The organism is Streptomyces sp. NPDC001406, assembly GCF_042895285.1.
In the GTDB taxonomy this organism is placed as follows: Bacteria; Actinomycetota; Actinomycetes; order Streptomycetales; family Streptomycetaceae; genus Streptomyces.
This window is the reverse complement of the sequence record NZ_JBIAWG010000010.1, coordinates 204,103-217,880: the sequence shown is the minus strand read 5'-3', so window position 1 is coordinate 217,880 and position 13,778 is coordinate 204,103. Positions and strand designations below refer to the sequence as shown.

The window sequence follows — 13,778 nt, the reverse complement described above, 5'->3', positions numbered from 1 at the left end:
CGCGCTGGGCCCCTTCCACAGAGACGACCAGCGGGCGAGCATTCCGTCAGTCCATTCCGCTGCACGCTCGGGCGGCAGAGGCACGGGAAACTCGCACTCGGCGGGTAGAGTTGTGCGGGCAATTCCGGGGCGTGATCGGCCACGGCGGAGGTTATCGGTATTGGCCACTGTGTGTGACCCCCTATCGGTAGCGTTGTGTTATGAGCAAGAGGGTTTTGAACACGGCGCGTATTTTTCCCCGAGCGCACTAGGCAGCGCCCTCCCCCGCGTTCAGGGCCCCCGGGGGGTTATGGGGTTACCCCCCAGGGGTGTGGTCACTGAATGTGAAAAAGAGCGCGAAACTAATGACCGAATGACTCGCGCGCAGTCTCAGGCGTCGAGTGGATGCCGTCTGGCCAGTCGCCATCAGCGGGCGGCACCAGGCCCGTACGGAGCCACTGAGCGGCGCTCTCGTCGGCTACCTCGAACTCGTCGCCTTGCTGGTACTGCTGTCCGCCGTAGGACAGGTAGCGGCCGAGCGCGACTCGCAGTCTCACGCGCGTTCAGCCACACCGGCGCTGATCAGCTTCTCGGCGGTCTCGGCCGGTAGTTCGCGAGTGATGTACCCGCCCGCGTTCACGGCAGGAATGCGGACCTTGATGACGTCACCAGGCTCGACCGACACGGCGTTACTCAGCAGCCAGTCACGCCCCAGGGACACAAGGGACTGGTCACGGTCCGGGGTGCTGGTGAAGCCAGGAGGGTTGCCCGTGCGGCCACGCTGCATGTGATCAACAGCAGCCAGCGCAGACACGGCCGTGCGGAAGTTGCCCCGGGCACGGCGGTAGGCAGCCTCGGTCTCGTGGCAGGCCTCCTCGCTGGCCTTGAGCGCCGCTACGACCTGGCCGCGCACCTCGGGCAGACTCTCGGCCCAGGCGCGATGGACGGCAGCGTCAGCGGCCCGAATCTGGGCTTCCAGCGCCTCAATAACGCCAATGGCCGTACCGCGCACGGCAGTTACGCGGGTTACCTCGGACTCGCCCTTGGGGAGCGGCTTACCGGCCAGCACAGCAGCGCGGGCGGCAGCCGCATCACGGGCCTGAGCGCGAGCCAGATAGCCGTCATCGAGGGCATCGGCGTACTCAATCTGAGCGTCGCCGTAACGGTCCCAGGCAGCGTCTCGGGCGGCCTGAGCCTTGACGACAGCAGCCGGAATAGTGATGCCCGCAGGCAGGCTTGTGGTGTCCATCATGTAACTCCGTTTCAGGGGAAGGGATCACGTACCAAGATTGGTAGGTGCCCCGGGATCAGTGGGTGTTTACGTAGCCATCACGCAGGGCGATCCCGGCGTAATAGCGGCGGTCCAACTCAGGAATCCGGCGCTCGTGGATGCCACGGGAACGCAGATAGGCGCGCACCGTACGATTCGGCAGATATACGCCGTGAGCCTTTGCGGCCTGCGTGAATGCCCAGAGAACATCCCCGGGCAGTTCCAGACCATCGGGCTCAGCGATGGCCACAGCGTCGAATAGGGCGCTCATAGCGGGGCCGTCGGGCGTAAGTGTCGGCAGACTCACGCGCGGCGCTCGCGCTGGGTATTGATCAGCGCCACGAACTGTGCGAGCAGGCCGGTGAGCACCTCGACGGCGTCAAGGTCTATCTCGTCGGCGGACTCCAGCGCTTCAGCGAGGCTGATAACCAGGGCGGACAGGGCAGCGCGTTCACGGGCAGCAGCCGATATCTTCGCGCCGGGCATTGCGGTAGGTGTGGGAGTAGTCATCTCTTCCTTCCAATCGGGCAGGGCGTAGCCGGGTACGTGTGCGCCTGGGAAGCCATGCGGGAACGATGGGCAGCGCGCTGAACAGGCAGGATGCCGAAGCCGGCGAGGGGTGATCGTTTGCGTGTGCGTGGACAGGGCACCTCAGCCGTCCAAGGCAGGGGCAGCACCTGTCCACGGTGTTTGCGCTGGTCAGCGGGTGTAGTGGACGGGTAGGACAGCTAGGACAGGCACTTGGGCAAAAGTCCGTATGCTATTAGCACTGGTGGATTCCATTTCCTGAAACACCTGTCCACAGCTGTCCAGCCGTCCACAAACACCCTCTGAGCTGCTGGTTTCCGTGGACAGCTACTCAAACCCAGCTGTCCATACAGGGTCGGCTAGCTGTCCACGCCGAATATCCCGGGCGCGTGCTTCCGCAGTTCCTCGCGTGATAGGTCGTCAGCGAGCGCGATCCCGAGCAGGCCACGGGTGCCGTTCTTCTTCTGTGCGCTGATCTCACCCTTGCTGCGTTCCATCAGCGCCTTGTTCAGCGTGCTGGACCGCTGGAAGGACTCTTCACCGTTGTCCTTTGCCCACTGCTCGTACGCTGTCCAGACAGCAGCATTGGAAAGCCAGCACCCCGGAACGGTCACCAGCACACCGGGCATGAACCCTGCGAGGGAATCGGATTCCTCGCGGTACTCGGCGATTGCCTCACGCACGCTGGCAGGGTCGTCTAGGCCGTTCTCGAACCAGTCGACTGCGCCCCGGACAAGCCAGGAGAGAATGCCCGCCCGTTCGCTGCGTAGCGTGTCCTCAAGGTCCAGATCCTTTGCGTCACCCTCGAACCGCTGAAGAAACGGAATCAGTTTGATCCGGCGCCAAGTGCCGTTGTCCTGCTCACGGACCACCGGCTTGTAGTTGCTGGCAAGCAGGATCAGCGCTTGCGGCTTGAATGCGTACGGCTTGCGGTACTTGGGATTGACCGTGATCTCTTCCCCGCCTGTCGCGTTCTTGATTGCAGCGGAGTCGAGTACGGCCGATCGGTTCGTCTCGCTGGCCAGTGCTAGCCGTGCGCCGACCAGCATTTCGGCCTCGGGTCCTCCGCGCGCTTTCCCGCTGGTGGTGAACATGTCGAACGGCACAGTGGCAGCGTGGTCGCCGAGTAGTTCCCGCAGCGTAGTTAGTAGCGTCGACTTACCGTTAGATCCTGCGCCGTAGAGCACAGCGAAACACTGCTCTTTCGTGCTACCCGTTATGCCGTAGCCCAAGAGGCGCTGAACATAGGCGGGCAACTCCGGGTCGTGGGCGAAGATTTCAGCGATGAACCGTTCCCACCGGGGGCACTGCGCCGCAGGGTCGTAGTCGACTGTCACGGCGCGCGTGATCCGCTGATTGGGTTCCCCGTCGCGCAGCTCACCCGTGCGCAGGTTGACCACTCCGTTAGGTGCAGCGAGTAGATACGGGTCACGGTCCCACTCTCCGCCGTATCGCACTTCGGGGAGGCCCTTGAGCATGTCTACGACGTTGTCTCGCCGCTGGCGGGAACCTAGGTACTGCGCCTTCCGCTGATCCCTCTCAGCCTTACGCAGGTCCCTCAGCATCGTCTGTACGGTCGACGTGATTTCGTCGCCCTCGGGGTCTGCCTGCCAGTGGTGGGAGGCATCGGGGAACGTGTGCCAGCCACGTGACCGGCTGTAGGCCAGCGAGCCACCAAATCGGCTGTCCAGCGCGTAAGTGGCTAGGTCGTCGTCTGACTGCGTTCCTATGGCCTCAGCGCTGGAATCCCCCTGCGCCTGTAGTAGGGCGCCTAGCACTGCCTGTAGGTCAACGTTGTTCAGGTCCATCAGAGGCTTACTCCAGCCTTACGGAGCACCGAAGCGATGCCGTCAATTTCGTCTCGTAGGGTCTGCTGTACGCGCCTCTCTCGCGCCGTCCATGGGCTCATGCGCTGCCAGTCAGCGAGCAGGCGCCGATGCTTGTTGCGCAGTACGTACAACTGCCCATAGACGTATTCGAGTTGCCAGTTCACGGGCTCAGCCGGATCGCACAGCACATATCCGGGGGTGTCTCGGGTATCGCGCGGGTCAACGACCTGGTTTCGCTTAGCCACGTAGTCGGTGCAGTGCGCTGCCCGATGCCCGAGTACGGCGCCGTGGGCGTGCTGCATCCGGCAGTAAGGGCAGGTGATTACGCGGGACTCGCCAGCCTTCTTGCCGTTCGGGTAAAAGTCCTCGACCAGCGTTGCGGCTACGCGCGGTTGGTAGCGGTCTAGGTCCATGGGGTTCCTTCCTTGGCCGGTTGGGTTAGGCGCCCTGGGTCCAGAGGCGAATGGTGGGGACACCCAGCGCGCACGCGTCTCGGATGGCTTCCTGGCTCATCTGGGCCACGCTCCGGGCATCGGGCATGAGCGCCTTTAGCTCGCTGTCTACGCTGGCAAGTTGGGCGCGTAGTTCCTTACGCCGGGCTCCAAGCGATCGGACCCGCGTTTCCACTTCACGTGCATTCACGCTGTCTCCGTTCCATGTCTGGTTTCAGTCAGCGGGCAAAGCAAAGGCCCCAGTCGCAATGACTGAGGCCTTGCTCCACCGGCCAAGGTGGAAATCTGTGTGAGGCGCTTTTCGCTCTCTCGCTGTATATAGATCGAGTGAAGGGCCTGCCCGGCGTTTCCACTGGTCAGGAACTTGCAAATATTACAGAATGGTAACTATGTGACCGGGGTCACTTTCTGCGGCTATCTGCCTACGGGCGACGGGCCTGCGCTGCGCTCGACAGCGGGCAGCAGAAAGCCCCGCCCGATCACTAGGACCGAACGGGGCTGCGGGTGGTGCACCGTCGCCTAACCTGCCAACGCCTCAGCAAAGCCGCACAGGGCCGCCTGCAGCCGCTCCAGACGGTCTATTCGCTGGCGGGTGTAGACCGAGTCATCTCCGGCCGTCTGAGCTGCATACAGGGCGTCGAGCCTGCGAGCGATCCGGCGCCACTCTGCCTCTCGCAGTAGCGCTGCCTCTTCGGCCTCCTGCTGTGCCATCCATTGTTCGCGCGTCATATCCTGGTGCCTCCCTCTGTAGGGACACCGGTCCGGTCTGCGTCCGCCAAGATTCGGCCGGACCGGTGCCATTCGTTTTCGCTGAGTCAGACTGCGAATGCCGTACGGCGCTCCTCCCATGCATTCCACGCAGCATCCACAGCGGGGTTCTCGCTGGCGTCCCGCCATTCCGGGTCCAGCCGGTCAAGAATCGGGGTCCGGTCACCCTTGAATTTCGGCGGCAGCAACGTGACATTCTTGACCGCTGCTTGCAGTAGCGCGCGCTGTCCCTCGATCCCGGCTGAGTACCACAAGTCAGTCAGTGCCTCGGGGTCCATCAGTGGCGTCAGATCGGCCTCTTGGGACAACTCCGCTAGCTCCGCTTTGAGCCCCGCAATCTGCGCCGAGAGATCAGCGCGCAGCATCTCGTATTGCGCCTCAGACATGCCGCCCCCGATGAAAAACTCTTTTTGCAGCCGCAGCTCTCGGGATGCTGCATTCTCCAGCGCTGCCGACACTGCGCGCTTGCGTGCTTCCTTGGCAGGGTCGTTGTACGACAACCAGCGCCGGGCAATGGCGTGGATCGTCGGCGAGTCCGGCGACAGGCTCAGGATGTGGTTTACCCACAGAACGGCAATCGCTTCGTCTGCGCGCTCTCGCAGGGTGGCGATTCCCTTACACACGGACGGGCCCTGGTTGATCCTGGCCTGACACCGGTAGTTCCGTCCGCCGTTCCCCATGGGTCCCTTGCAGTGGGGGCAGCGCAGAACACCCGTGAGAATCGTTGCTGCCTTGCGCTTACCGCGCGATCGGTCCCCAATCGCTGTACCGGGGCGGCTGCGCGCTGCGAACTTGGACAGGATCAGTTCCCGCTCTGCGAACGTGACGACACCCTTGCCTGCCTTGATGGGATGACCATTCGGACCCATGAGCGGGTTACCGCCCCGGTGCCACTTATCCAGCGGGTTACCGAACTCATCCTTGGCACGCTCGCGGTCCGGAATGAGTCCGGCCCAGCTAGGCGACTGCGCAAGGTGAATGATCGTCTGCGCGCGCCACTGCTTGCCCTTGCGGGTCTTGATTCGCTCGCTGTTGAGTTCCTCGGCGATAGCCGCTGGGGTGTCCCCGTTCAGCAGTGCCTCAGCGATACGGCGGGCCGTCGGGTACTCAACCGGGTCGTGTTCCAGCTTTCCGCTACCGCGCGGGCAGCGCAGACCGAACGGCACCACTCCCCCGGGCCAGCGCCCCTCTGCCTTGTGCGCGTCTCCACCTGCCTTAGTACGCAGCGCGATATCTGCGGCCTCCTCGCGGGCACGCTCGCTCAGGAAGGCGATAACCATTCGTGCGCCGCGCTGTGAGCTATCCAGCCCCTCAGTCACGCTGACCAGCCGGGCAGCACGCTTCTCAAATTCGTCCAGCAGGAGACCAACGGCGCCCATTCCTCGGCGGCTAAGTCGGTCCAGCTTCCAGACGTAGAGCGCCTTGCTGCGTCCGTCGAGAACGGCGCCGGTGGCTTTCTCGAATTCCTCGCGCCGGACATGTGCCTTGCTCGCGCTGCGCTGCTCAAACCAGAGTCGGCGGATCTTCGTTCCCTCGGAGGTAGCCGTACGGCAGACGTCGCGGACATGTGCCCTGAGCGTGGCCAGGTCATCGCGCTTCTTGCTGCGCCTGATGTACGCCTCTGCCATGTCGGCAGGGTCCCCCGTGGCTGGCTCCCAGAGTCCCAGGGCCCTCAGCTCATCGTCATCGAAGCCCAGCGCCCGCAGGGTGGGAAGGTCGTCGCGTTCCATGTCTCTCCGCTCGTTCGCAGGTGTCCGCCTCCTGCGGGGTACAGAGCGGGTGGAGGGCCCGTCGGCACGTTCCCGCAGGTCAAGGCGGTGTTGCACCCTTGACTCACGGGTGGGCCTGGATGAACTTCACCTGGTTCGCCTCGGCGTACGACAACGACGACGTGCTGTACCGGGCCGTCACGCTGGTCCAGATCGCCGGCGTCCTCGTCCTGGCCGCCGGTGTCTCCCGGGCGTTCCAGGACCACAACTACCTGGTGGTGTTCCTCGGCTACGTCATCATGCGGCTGGCGATGGCCACGCAGTGGCTCAGAGCCGCGAGATCGGCCCGGGGCGCGGAGAGAGCCATGGCCCTGCGGTACGCCGGCGGGGTCCTGGCGTGCCAGGTGGGCTGGGTCGGCCTGGTGCTCCTGCCGGAACCCGCGCGCCCCTGGTTGTTCCTGGTCATGGTGATCGCGGAGTTGTGCGTGCCGGTGTACGCGGAGAGGGCCTGCGCCACGTCCTGGCATCCGCACCACATCGCCGAACGGTACGGGCTGTTCACGATCATCGTGCTCGGCGAGACGATCGCCGCGGCCACGGTCGCCGTGAAGTCGGCCGTGGACGAGCACGACGCTCTGGGCGAGCTGCTGCCGATCGCGGCGGGCGGTCTGCTGATCGTCTTCTCCGCGTGGTGGATCTATTTCGCGGTGCCGATCCACGGGCATCTGCGCTCCAACAAGCAGTCGTTCCTGTGGGGCTACGGCCACTACGTGATCTTCTCCTCGGCCGCCGCGATCGGCGCCGGTCTGGAGGTGGCGGTCGAGCAGGCGGTCGGCAAGGCGCACATCTCCGTCCTGTCCGCCTCGGCGGCCGTCACCCTGCCGACGGCGCTGTATCTGCTCACCGTCTGGGCACTGCACTCGCGCCACTTCAAGATCGGCACAGCCCAGCAGCTGGTCCTGCCGGTCACGGCGCTGCTGGTGATCTGCTGCACCTTCCTGGGCGACTGGGCGGTGCTCGCGGCGGGCCTGGTGTCGGCGCTGGCCGTGGTGACGGGGGTGATCCTGACGGCGCGGACGGGCGCCCGCGAGGGCGGGGCGAAGGCGACCGCGACCGCCGCGTGAGCCCTCCTGCGCGGCCCGGGCCGGTACAGACTGGCTGCCATGACAGTTGACGCATTGACGGACGTGGCCGGACTGCGGGTGGGGCACGCGACACGCAGCGGCGACGGCTGGCTCACGGGCACCACGGTGGTCCTCGCTCCCGAGGGCGGCGCCGTCGCCGCCGTGGACGTGCGCGGCGGTGGCCCCGGCACCAAGGAGACCGACGCGCTCGACCCGCGCAACGTGGTGCAGAAGGTCGAGGCGGTCGTGCTGACCGGCGGCAGCGCGTACGGGCTCGACGCGGCGTCCGGGGTGATGGCCTGGTTGGAGGAACAGGGACGCGGAGTCCCGGTCGGGCCCGACCCGGCGCATGTCGTCCCGGTGGTGCCCGCCGCCTGTGTCTTCGACCTCGGCCGGGGCGGGAACTTCCGGGCCAGGCCGGACGCGTCGACGGGCCGGGCGGCGGTCGAGGCGGCCGCGGCGAGCGCACTGGGCGCGCCGGTGCCCCAGGGGTGTGTGGGGGCCGGTACGGGCGCCGCGGTGAAGTGGCTGAAGGGCGGGGTCGGCACCGCGAGCACCGTCCTGGACTCGGGGATCACGGTGGCCGCGCTGGTGGTCACCAACGCCGTGGGATCGGTGCTGGATCCGGAAACGGGGGTGCTGTACGGGGAGTTGTTCCAGGGGCGGGTGGAGTATCCGGAGGCGCGGGTGCACGAGGCCGCGCGCCGGCGCCTTGCCGAGGCCGCCGCGAAGAACACCCCTCCGGTGCTGAACACCACGCTCGCCGTGGTCGCCACCGACGCGGAACTCTCCAAGGCACAGGCGCAGAAGGTGGCCGGCACCGCGCACGACGGCATCGCGCGCGCCGTGCGCCCGGTGCATCTGCTGAACGACGGCGACACCGTGTTCGCGCTGGCCACGGGAGCGCGCCCGCTCGACGCCGAGCGCCCGCTCGCACTCAACGACATCCTCGCGGCCGGCGCGGACCTCGTGACGCGCGCGATCGTCCGTGCCGTACGCGCCGCCGAGTCGGTGGACGGGCCGGGCGGAACGTGGCCGTCGTACGGGGAGTTGTACGGCTCCCGGTAACGGGCCGCTGTCTTCTTCCGTCGTCCTCTGCCGTCCTCTTCGGTCCTCCTCGGTCCTCCTCGGTCCTCCTCGGTTCCTCTGCGATCCTCTGCGGTCTTCTGCGGTCTTCTGCCGTCCGCGGATTGTCCCGGTTCTGTCACGTGGTGGTGTTCAAGGGAGTTGGAGGGAACCCGCGCGGGCTTCGGTTCCCTCTTTCTCCACGCACTGGAGCGGATCACCCACATCACAAGAAACTGGAGCAGCCCGTGACAACGCCGGACATTGCAGCGCGGCGCGCACTGGGGGCCTGTGCCGCCCTGATGGTCGGCGCCCTCACCCTCACCGCCTGCGGCGGCAACGCCAACGCCGAGAGCGACGACTCCAAGGGCGGCAAGGGCTCGGCCAAGACGTCCTCGGCCCAGATAGCCATCTCCGCCAAGGACGGCTCGACCAGCGCGTCCATCAACGCCACCGGCGTGAAGGTCAGCGGCGGCAAGCTGACCGAGGTGAAGATGACCGTGGCAGGGTCGGGGCAGGCCGTGCCGGGCACGATCTCGGCCGACGGCGCCACCTGGAAGCCGAAGGAGCAGTTGGAGCGCGGGACCAAGTACCAGATCTCGGCGACCGCGAAGGACGCCAACGGGCGTACGTCCGCGGCCAATTCCATCTTCACCACGGTGACGACGGCGAACAGCTTCATCGGCACGTACACGCCGGACAACGGCACGACGGTCGGTGTCGGGATGCCGGTGTCGTTCAACTTCGACAAGGTCATCACCGACAAGAAGGCCGTGCAGTCGCACATCACGGTCACCTCCAGCAGCGGCCAGCAGGTGGTCGGCCACTGGTTCGGGGCACAGCGGATCGACTTCCGGCCCCAGGAGTACTGGAAGGCCGGTTCCAAGGTCACGATGAAGATCGACCTGGACGGGGTCCAGGGCGCGAACGGCGTCTACGGCGTGCAGAAGAAGACGGTGACCTTCACCGTCGGGCGCTCGCAGGTCTCCACGGTCGACGTCAACACGCAGACGATGACAGTGGTGCGGGACGGCAGGACGGTCAGGTCGGTCCCGATCTCGTCGGGCAGCCCGGAGCACACCACGTACAACGGGCAGATGGTGATCTCCGAGAAGTTCGTGCAGACGCGCATGAACGGATCGACGGTGGGCTACGGCGGCGAGTACGACATCTCGGACGTGCCGCACGCGATGCGCCTGACGACGTCCGGCACGTTCGTCCACGGCAACTACTGGTACAACCAGGGCAACCCGCCCTTCGGCCGCCAGGGCACCAGCCATGGCTGCGTAGGACTCCAGGACGTGCGGGGCGCGCAGGGGAGCACGACCGCCAAGTGGTTCTACGACAACTCGCTCATCGGGGACGTCGTGGTCGTGAAGAACTCCCCCGACAAGACGGTGTCCCCGGACAACGGGCTCAACGGCTGGAACATGTCGTGGAGCGAGTGGCAGGCGGGCAGCGCCGCCTGATCGGGAAGTGCCTTCCGACTGGCTTGTTCTGACGGGTTGTCGGGCCGCGCGGGAACCATCCGCGCGGCCCGCGCGTTTTCCCGACGTACGTTTTCTCGGTTCCCGGACATGATGTCCGACCGAGGGGCTACGGTATGCACCCACAAGGTGACATGCAGCAACGCCGGGAGCAACCTTGAGCGTTCCGTACGAGACGACAGCGTACGAACCAGCCGAGTCGCCCGAGTCTCCGGAGGAGCACCTCGCGCGGCTCCTCCGTCGCGCCCTGAACTCCTTCGAGCTGCCCGACGAGGCCATACGACAGCTCGACTGCGCGCTGGCGCACGACAGTTCGCTGCACTCCGCGCACCACAGCTCGGGGCTGCACCGCGAGACGTACCGGCACACCTGGCTGCTCTCCGACGGCTCGTCCGTCACCTTCTGGGAGCTGGTCCACAACACCGCACCCGGCAGCGAGCCCCAGCACGAGGTGTATGTGGACGAGGAGGAGCTGCGCGCCGCGACCGCCCGGCTGCCGCTGCCGCCGGACGCGCCGGACTTCGAACTGCCGGTGCTGACACAGTTGTCGCCGATCCTCGAGCCACGACACGTGTATGTTCCGGACGACTCCGCGGACCACGCGCGTCGGCTTCTGCGCCGCGCGGAGAACCCGGACCGGCCGGGCACGGAGATGGCCGCGCTGCTGACGACGGCGTTCGCGCACCAGATCACCCAGGCCTTCGGCCGCCCGGGGCGGGCCGGCCGGGTGGGGCTGTGCTTCTCGCTCTACGAGCACGCGTTCCTGCTGCGCGACGGCGAGGAACTCTCCCTCTGGGAGGTCGAGCACACGGCGACGCCCGACGGGCGGCACATGTGCGAGGTGTACCTGTCGGAGGACGCGGCCCGCGACGCCATGGAGCGCCGGGCGGCACGGCAGGCCTGAGACGCTTCCCCCGAGACGCTTCCCCCGAGGCAGTCTCCTTGAGGCGCTCCCCCCGAGACGCTTCTCTCGAGGCCTAGCGCTCGTCGAGACGTCGCATCAGGCCCGCGAACGCGTCCTTCTCCGCCGGGGTCAGTTCGACGGACTCCCTGTGGGGCGGGGCCTGGCGCTGATGCGGGAGGGCCTGGAGCACGGGACCCGAGCGCCGTACGACGGCCACGGCGCGGGCGCGACGCCGGGTGCGCAGGAGGATGACCCAGGTGGCGGTCACCAGGGCCAGGCCGACCACGCCGGTCAGCTGGAGAATCGAGACGTGCTCGGGCATGCGCCCAGTACACACCACGGCCCGGGACTTTGGTCCCGGACCGTGACGTATCTCGCAGGTGCCGTGAACGACTCACAGCGCTCGAAAGGGACAGGGGGGCGAAGAGTAAAAGGGATCAAGGGGGCGCGGGCGGCGGGCCGTTACGCCGCCACCGGCTGCTGCGCCTCCGACTTCGCCGTAGTCGCGTTCGCCGTCGACCCGGTGCTGACGGCCTGCTTGCGCATGCCCTTCAGGATCACCACCAGCGCCGTCGTGACGCACACACCGGCCGCGATGGCGACCAGGTAGAGGAACGGGTTGCCGATCAGCGGGACCACGAAGATGCCGCCGTGCGGGGCGCGCAGGGTGGCGCCGAAGGCCATCGACAGGGCGCCGGTGACCGCACCGCCGACCATCGCCGACGGGATGACGCGCAGCGGGTCGGCCGCGGCGAACGGGATCGCGCCCTCCGAGATGAAGGAGGCGCCCAGGACCCAGGCGGCCTTGCCGTTCTCGCGCTCGGTCTGGGTGAAGAGCCTGCCGCGCACGGTCGTGGCCAGGGCCATCGCCAGCGGCGGGACCATACCGGCCGCCATGACCGCCGCCATGATCTTCATCGCGGAGTCACTGGGGCTCGCGACCGCGATGCCGGCGGTGGCGAAGGTGTACGCGACCTTGTTGACCGGGCCGCCGAGGTCGAAGCACATCATCAGGCCGAGCAGGGCGCCGAGCAGGATGGCGTTGGTGCCGGTGAGGCCGTTCAGCCAGTCCGTCATGCCCTTCTGGGCGGACGCGATGGGCTTGCCGATCACGACGAACATCAGGAATCCGACGATCGCCGAGGAGATCAGCGGGATCACCACCACCGGCATGATGCCGCGCAACGCCGCCGGGATGTCGATCCGCTGGATCGCCATCACCACGCCACCGGCGATCAGACCGGCCGCGAGGCCGCCGAGGAAGCCCGCGTTGATGGTGAGGGCTATGGAGCCGCCGACGAAGCCGGGGACGAGGCCTGGGCGGTCCGCCATGCCGTAGGCGATGTATCCGGCGAGGACCGGGACGAGGAAGGCGAAGGCCACGACGCCGATCTGGAAGAACAGCGCGCCCCAGCTGTCGGTCTGCGTCCACACGAAGTGGTCCATCACCGACGGCGCCTTGTTGATCTTGTAGCCGCCGATCGCGAAGCCCAGGGCGATCAGCAGACCGCCCGCCGCGACGAACGGGACCATGTAGCTGACGCCGGACATCAGCCACTTACGGAGCTTGGTGCCGTAGCCCTCGGTGGAGTCACCCGCGCGCTCGATCGGCGTGGCGGGCGCGGAGCCCGCCGTCACCTCGCCGCGCTCGGCCTTGGCACGCACCTCGGCGATCAGCTCGGCGGGACGGTTGATGCCCGCCTTCACGCCGACGTCGACCGTGGGCTTCCCGGCGAAGCGGTCCTTGTCGCGCACCGGGACGTCGTGCGCGAAGATCACCGCGTCCGCCGCCGCGATCGCGGCCGGGTCGAGCCGGGTGAAGCCGGCCGAGCCCTGCGTCTCGACGAGGACCTCGACGCCCACCCCACGGCCCGCGTGCTCCAGCGACTCGGCCGCCATGTAGGTGTGGGCGATACCGGTCGGGCAGGAGGTGACGGCGACGACACGGAACGCGCGCTCGCCACCCGGGCCGGAGGCACTCGGCGTGGCGCCCTGTGCCGTACTGCCCGCCGCGGCGCCGGCGGAGGCCGCCCCCGGCGCCGCAGCGGTGTCTTCGGAGGCGCCCGCCGCAGCGCCCTCAGCCGCATCCGCCTCGCCCCCGGGCACCTTGTCCCCGCGGATCAGCGCGGCCGCCGCGCCCGCGTCGCCCGCCGAGCGCAGCGCGTCGGTGAACTCGGTGTTCATCAACTGCCGGGCCAGCGAGGACAGGATCGTCAGATGGGCGTCGTCGGCACCGGCCGGGGCCGCGATCAGGAAGACGAGGTCGGCCGGGCCGTCGGCCGCGCCGAAGTCGATCCCGGCGGCGCTGCGCCCGAAGGCCAGCGTCGGCTCGGTCACATGCGTGCTGCGGCAGTGCGGGATGCCGATGCCGCCGTCCAGGCCGGTCGGCATCTGTGCCTCCCGGGCGGCCACATCGGCGAGGAAGCCCTCCAGGTCGGTCACCCGGCCCAGGGCCACCATGCGCTCGGCGAGGGCACGCGCCGCCGCTTCCTTGGTGTCGGCGGACAGGTCGAGGTCGACCAGGTCCGCGGTGATCATGTCGCTCATCGCGGGCTCCTATGCACGCGTATCGCCCGTGGAGTGCAGTGGGCGGGAGTGGGGACGGAGGTGCTGCGGGGGAAAGCGGGGGGTGTGGGGAGTTCGGTGGATCCGAAGAGTGCGGG

Annotated in this window: 13 protein-coding genes; 4 read left to right on the top strand and 9 right to left on the bottom strand. The window is 67.4% G+C overall.

Going from position 1 to position 13,778, the window contains the following annotated elements; translation table 11 throughout:
- Positions 1 to 341: 341 nt before the first annotated feature.
- From ACFY1J_RS25065 to ACFY1J_RS25035, 7 genes are all read right to left on the bottom strand, one after another.
- Positions 342 to 536, bottom strand: a complete 195-nt coding sequence (locus tag ACFY1J_RS25065) for a hypothetical protein (protein WP_390731970.1) — start codon at positions 534 to 536, stop codon at positions 342 to 344.
- Positions 533 to 1,231, bottom strand: coding sequence for a hypothetical protein (locus ACFY1J_RS25060; RefSeq protein WP_390731969.1), 699 nt, complete (start codon positions 1,229 to 1,231; stop codon positions 533 to 535). Before ACFY1J_RS25060 ends, ACFY1J_RS25065 begins: the two co-directional genes overlap by 4 nt.
- 55 nt (positions 1,232 to 1,286) lie before the next feature.
- Positions 1,287 to 1,499, bottom strand: coding sequence for a hypothetical protein (locus ACFY1J_RS25055; protein WP_390731968.1), 213 nt, complete (start codon positions 1,497 to 1,499; stop codon positions 1,287 to 1,289).
- Between the two features lie 53 nt (positions 1,500 to 1,552).
- A complete protein-coding gene (locus ACFY1J_RS25050; protein WP_390731967.1) occupies positions 1,553 to 1,735 on the bottom strand; it encodes a hypothetical protein in 183 nt (60 codons plus the stop codon).
- 401 nt (positions 1,736 to 2,136) lie between these two features.
- Positions 2,137 to 3,585 carry a phage/plasmid primase, P4 family gene (locus ACFY1J_RS25045; RefSeq protein WP_390731966.1) on the bottom strand — a complete coding sequence of 483 codons (1,449 nt, stop codon included), beginning with the start codon at positions 3,583 to 3,585 and terminating at the stop codon, positions 2,137 to 2,139.
- Complete coding sequence (locus ACFY1J_RS25040; protein ID WP_390731965.1) at positions 3,585 to 4,019, bottom strand: hypothetical protein; 435 nt, start codon at positions 4,017 to 4,019, stop codon at positions 3,585 to 3,587. The genes ACFY1J_RS25045 and ACFY1J_RS25040 overlap by 1 nt, the downstream gene beginning before the upstream one ends.
- An 854-nt stretch (positions 4,020 to 4,873) precedes the next feature.
- Positions 4,874 to 6,556 (bottom strand): recombinase family protein, encoded by a 1,683-nt coding sequence (locus tag ACFY1J_RS25035; RefSeq protein WP_390731964.1) that lies wholly within the window; start codon positions 6,554 to 6,556, stop codon positions 4,874 to 4,876.
- Between ACFY1J_RS25035 and ACFY1J_RS25030 the strand changes: the two genes are divergently transcribed.
- The 4 genes from ACFY1J_RS25030 (at position 6,475) to ACFY1J_RS25015 (ending at position 11,115) form a co-directional block, all read left to right on the top strand.
- Positions 6,475 to 7,659 carry a low temperature requirement protein A gene (locus tag ACFY1J_RS25030; protein ID WP_390732029.1) on the top strand — a complete coding sequence of 395 codons (1,185 nt, stop codon included), beginning with the start codon at positions 6,475 to 6,477 and terminating at the stop codon, positions 7,657 to 7,659. The genes ACFY1J_RS25035 and ACFY1J_RS25030 overlap by 82 nt on opposite strands.
- Before the next feature lie 39 nt (positions 7,660 to 7,698).
- Positions 7,699 to 8,727 (top strand): P1 family peptidase, encoded by a 1,029-nt coding sequence (locus ACFY1J_RS25025; RefSeq protein ID WP_390709838.1) that lies wholly within the window; start codon positions 7,699 to 7,701, stop codon positions 8,725 to 8,727.
- A 245-nt stretch (positions 8,728 to 8,972) separates the two neighbouring features.
- Entirely contained in the window at positions 8,973 to 10,193 is a 1,221-nt protein-coding gene (locus ACFY1J_RS25020) for an Ig-like domain-containing protein (protein ID WP_390709837.1), read from the top strand.
- A 175-nt stretch (positions 10,194 to 10,368) separates the two neighbouring features.
- Positions 10,369 to 11,115, top strand: a complete 747-nt coding sequence (locus tag ACFY1J_RS25015) for a DUF6227 family protein (RefSeq protein WP_390709836.1) — start codon at positions 10,369 to 10,371, stop codon at positions 11,113 to 11,115.
- A 73-nt stretch (positions 11,116 to 11,188) separates the two neighbouring features.
- On the opposite strand, the gene ACFY1J_RS25010 is transcribed toward ACFY1J_RS25015, so the two are convergent.
- Together ACFY1J_RS25010 and ACFY1J_RS25005 are read right to left on the bottom strand one after the other, a co-directional pair.
- Positions 11,189 to 11,437: a hypothetical protein gene (locus tag ACFY1J_RS25010; protein WP_390709835.1), complete on the bottom strand. Its 249-nt coding sequence runs from the start codon at positions 11,435 to 11,437 to the stop codon at positions 11,189 to 11,191.
- A 140-nt stretch (positions 11,438 to 11,577) separates the two neighbouring features.
- Complete coding sequence (locus ACFY1J_RS25005; protein WP_390709834.1) at positions 11,578 to 13,662, bottom strand: fructose-specific PTS transporter subunit EIIC; 2,085 nt, start codon at positions 13,660 to 13,662, stop codon at positions 11,578 to 11,580.
- Between the last annotated feature and the right edge of the window lie 116 nt (positions 13,663 to 13,778).

Excerpts from the sequence above, each read along its gene's own strand:
- ACFY1J_RS25025 (WP_390709838.1), top strand. The coding sequence starts at position 7,699 with ATGACAGTTGACGCATTGACGGACGTGGCCGGACTGCGGGTGGGGCAC.
- ACFY1J_RS25040 (WP_390731965.1), bottom strand. The coding sequence starts at position 4,019 with ATGGACCTAGACCGCTACCAACCGCGCGTAGCCGCAACGCTGGTCGAG.
- ACFY1J_RS25010 (WP_390709835.1), bottom strand. The coding sequence starts at position 11,437 with ATGCCCGAGCACGTCTCGATTCTCCAGCTGACCGGCGTGGTCGGCCTG.
- ACFY1J_RS25050 (WP_390731967.1), bottom strand. The coding sequence starts at position 1,735 with ATGCCCGGCGCGAAGATATCGGCTGCTGCCCGTGAACGCGCTGCCCTG.
- ACFY1J_RS25035 (WP_390731964.1), bottom strand. The coding sequence starts at position 6,556 with ATGGAACGCGACGACCTTCCCACCCTGCGGGCGCTGGGCTTCGATGAC.
- ACFY1J_RS25045 (WP_390731966.1), bottom strand. The coding sequence starts at position 3,585 with ATGGACCTGAACAACGTTGACCTACAGGCAGTGCTAGGCGCCCTACTA.
- ACFY1J_RS25005 (WP_390709834.1), bottom strand. The coding sequence starts at position 13,662 with ATGAGCGACATGATCACCGCGGACCTGGTCGACCTCGACCTGTCCGCC.
- ACFY1J_RS25060 (WP_390731969.1), bottom strand. The coding sequence starts at position 1,231 with ATGATGGACACCACAAGCCTGCCTGCGGGCATCACTATTCCGGCTGCT.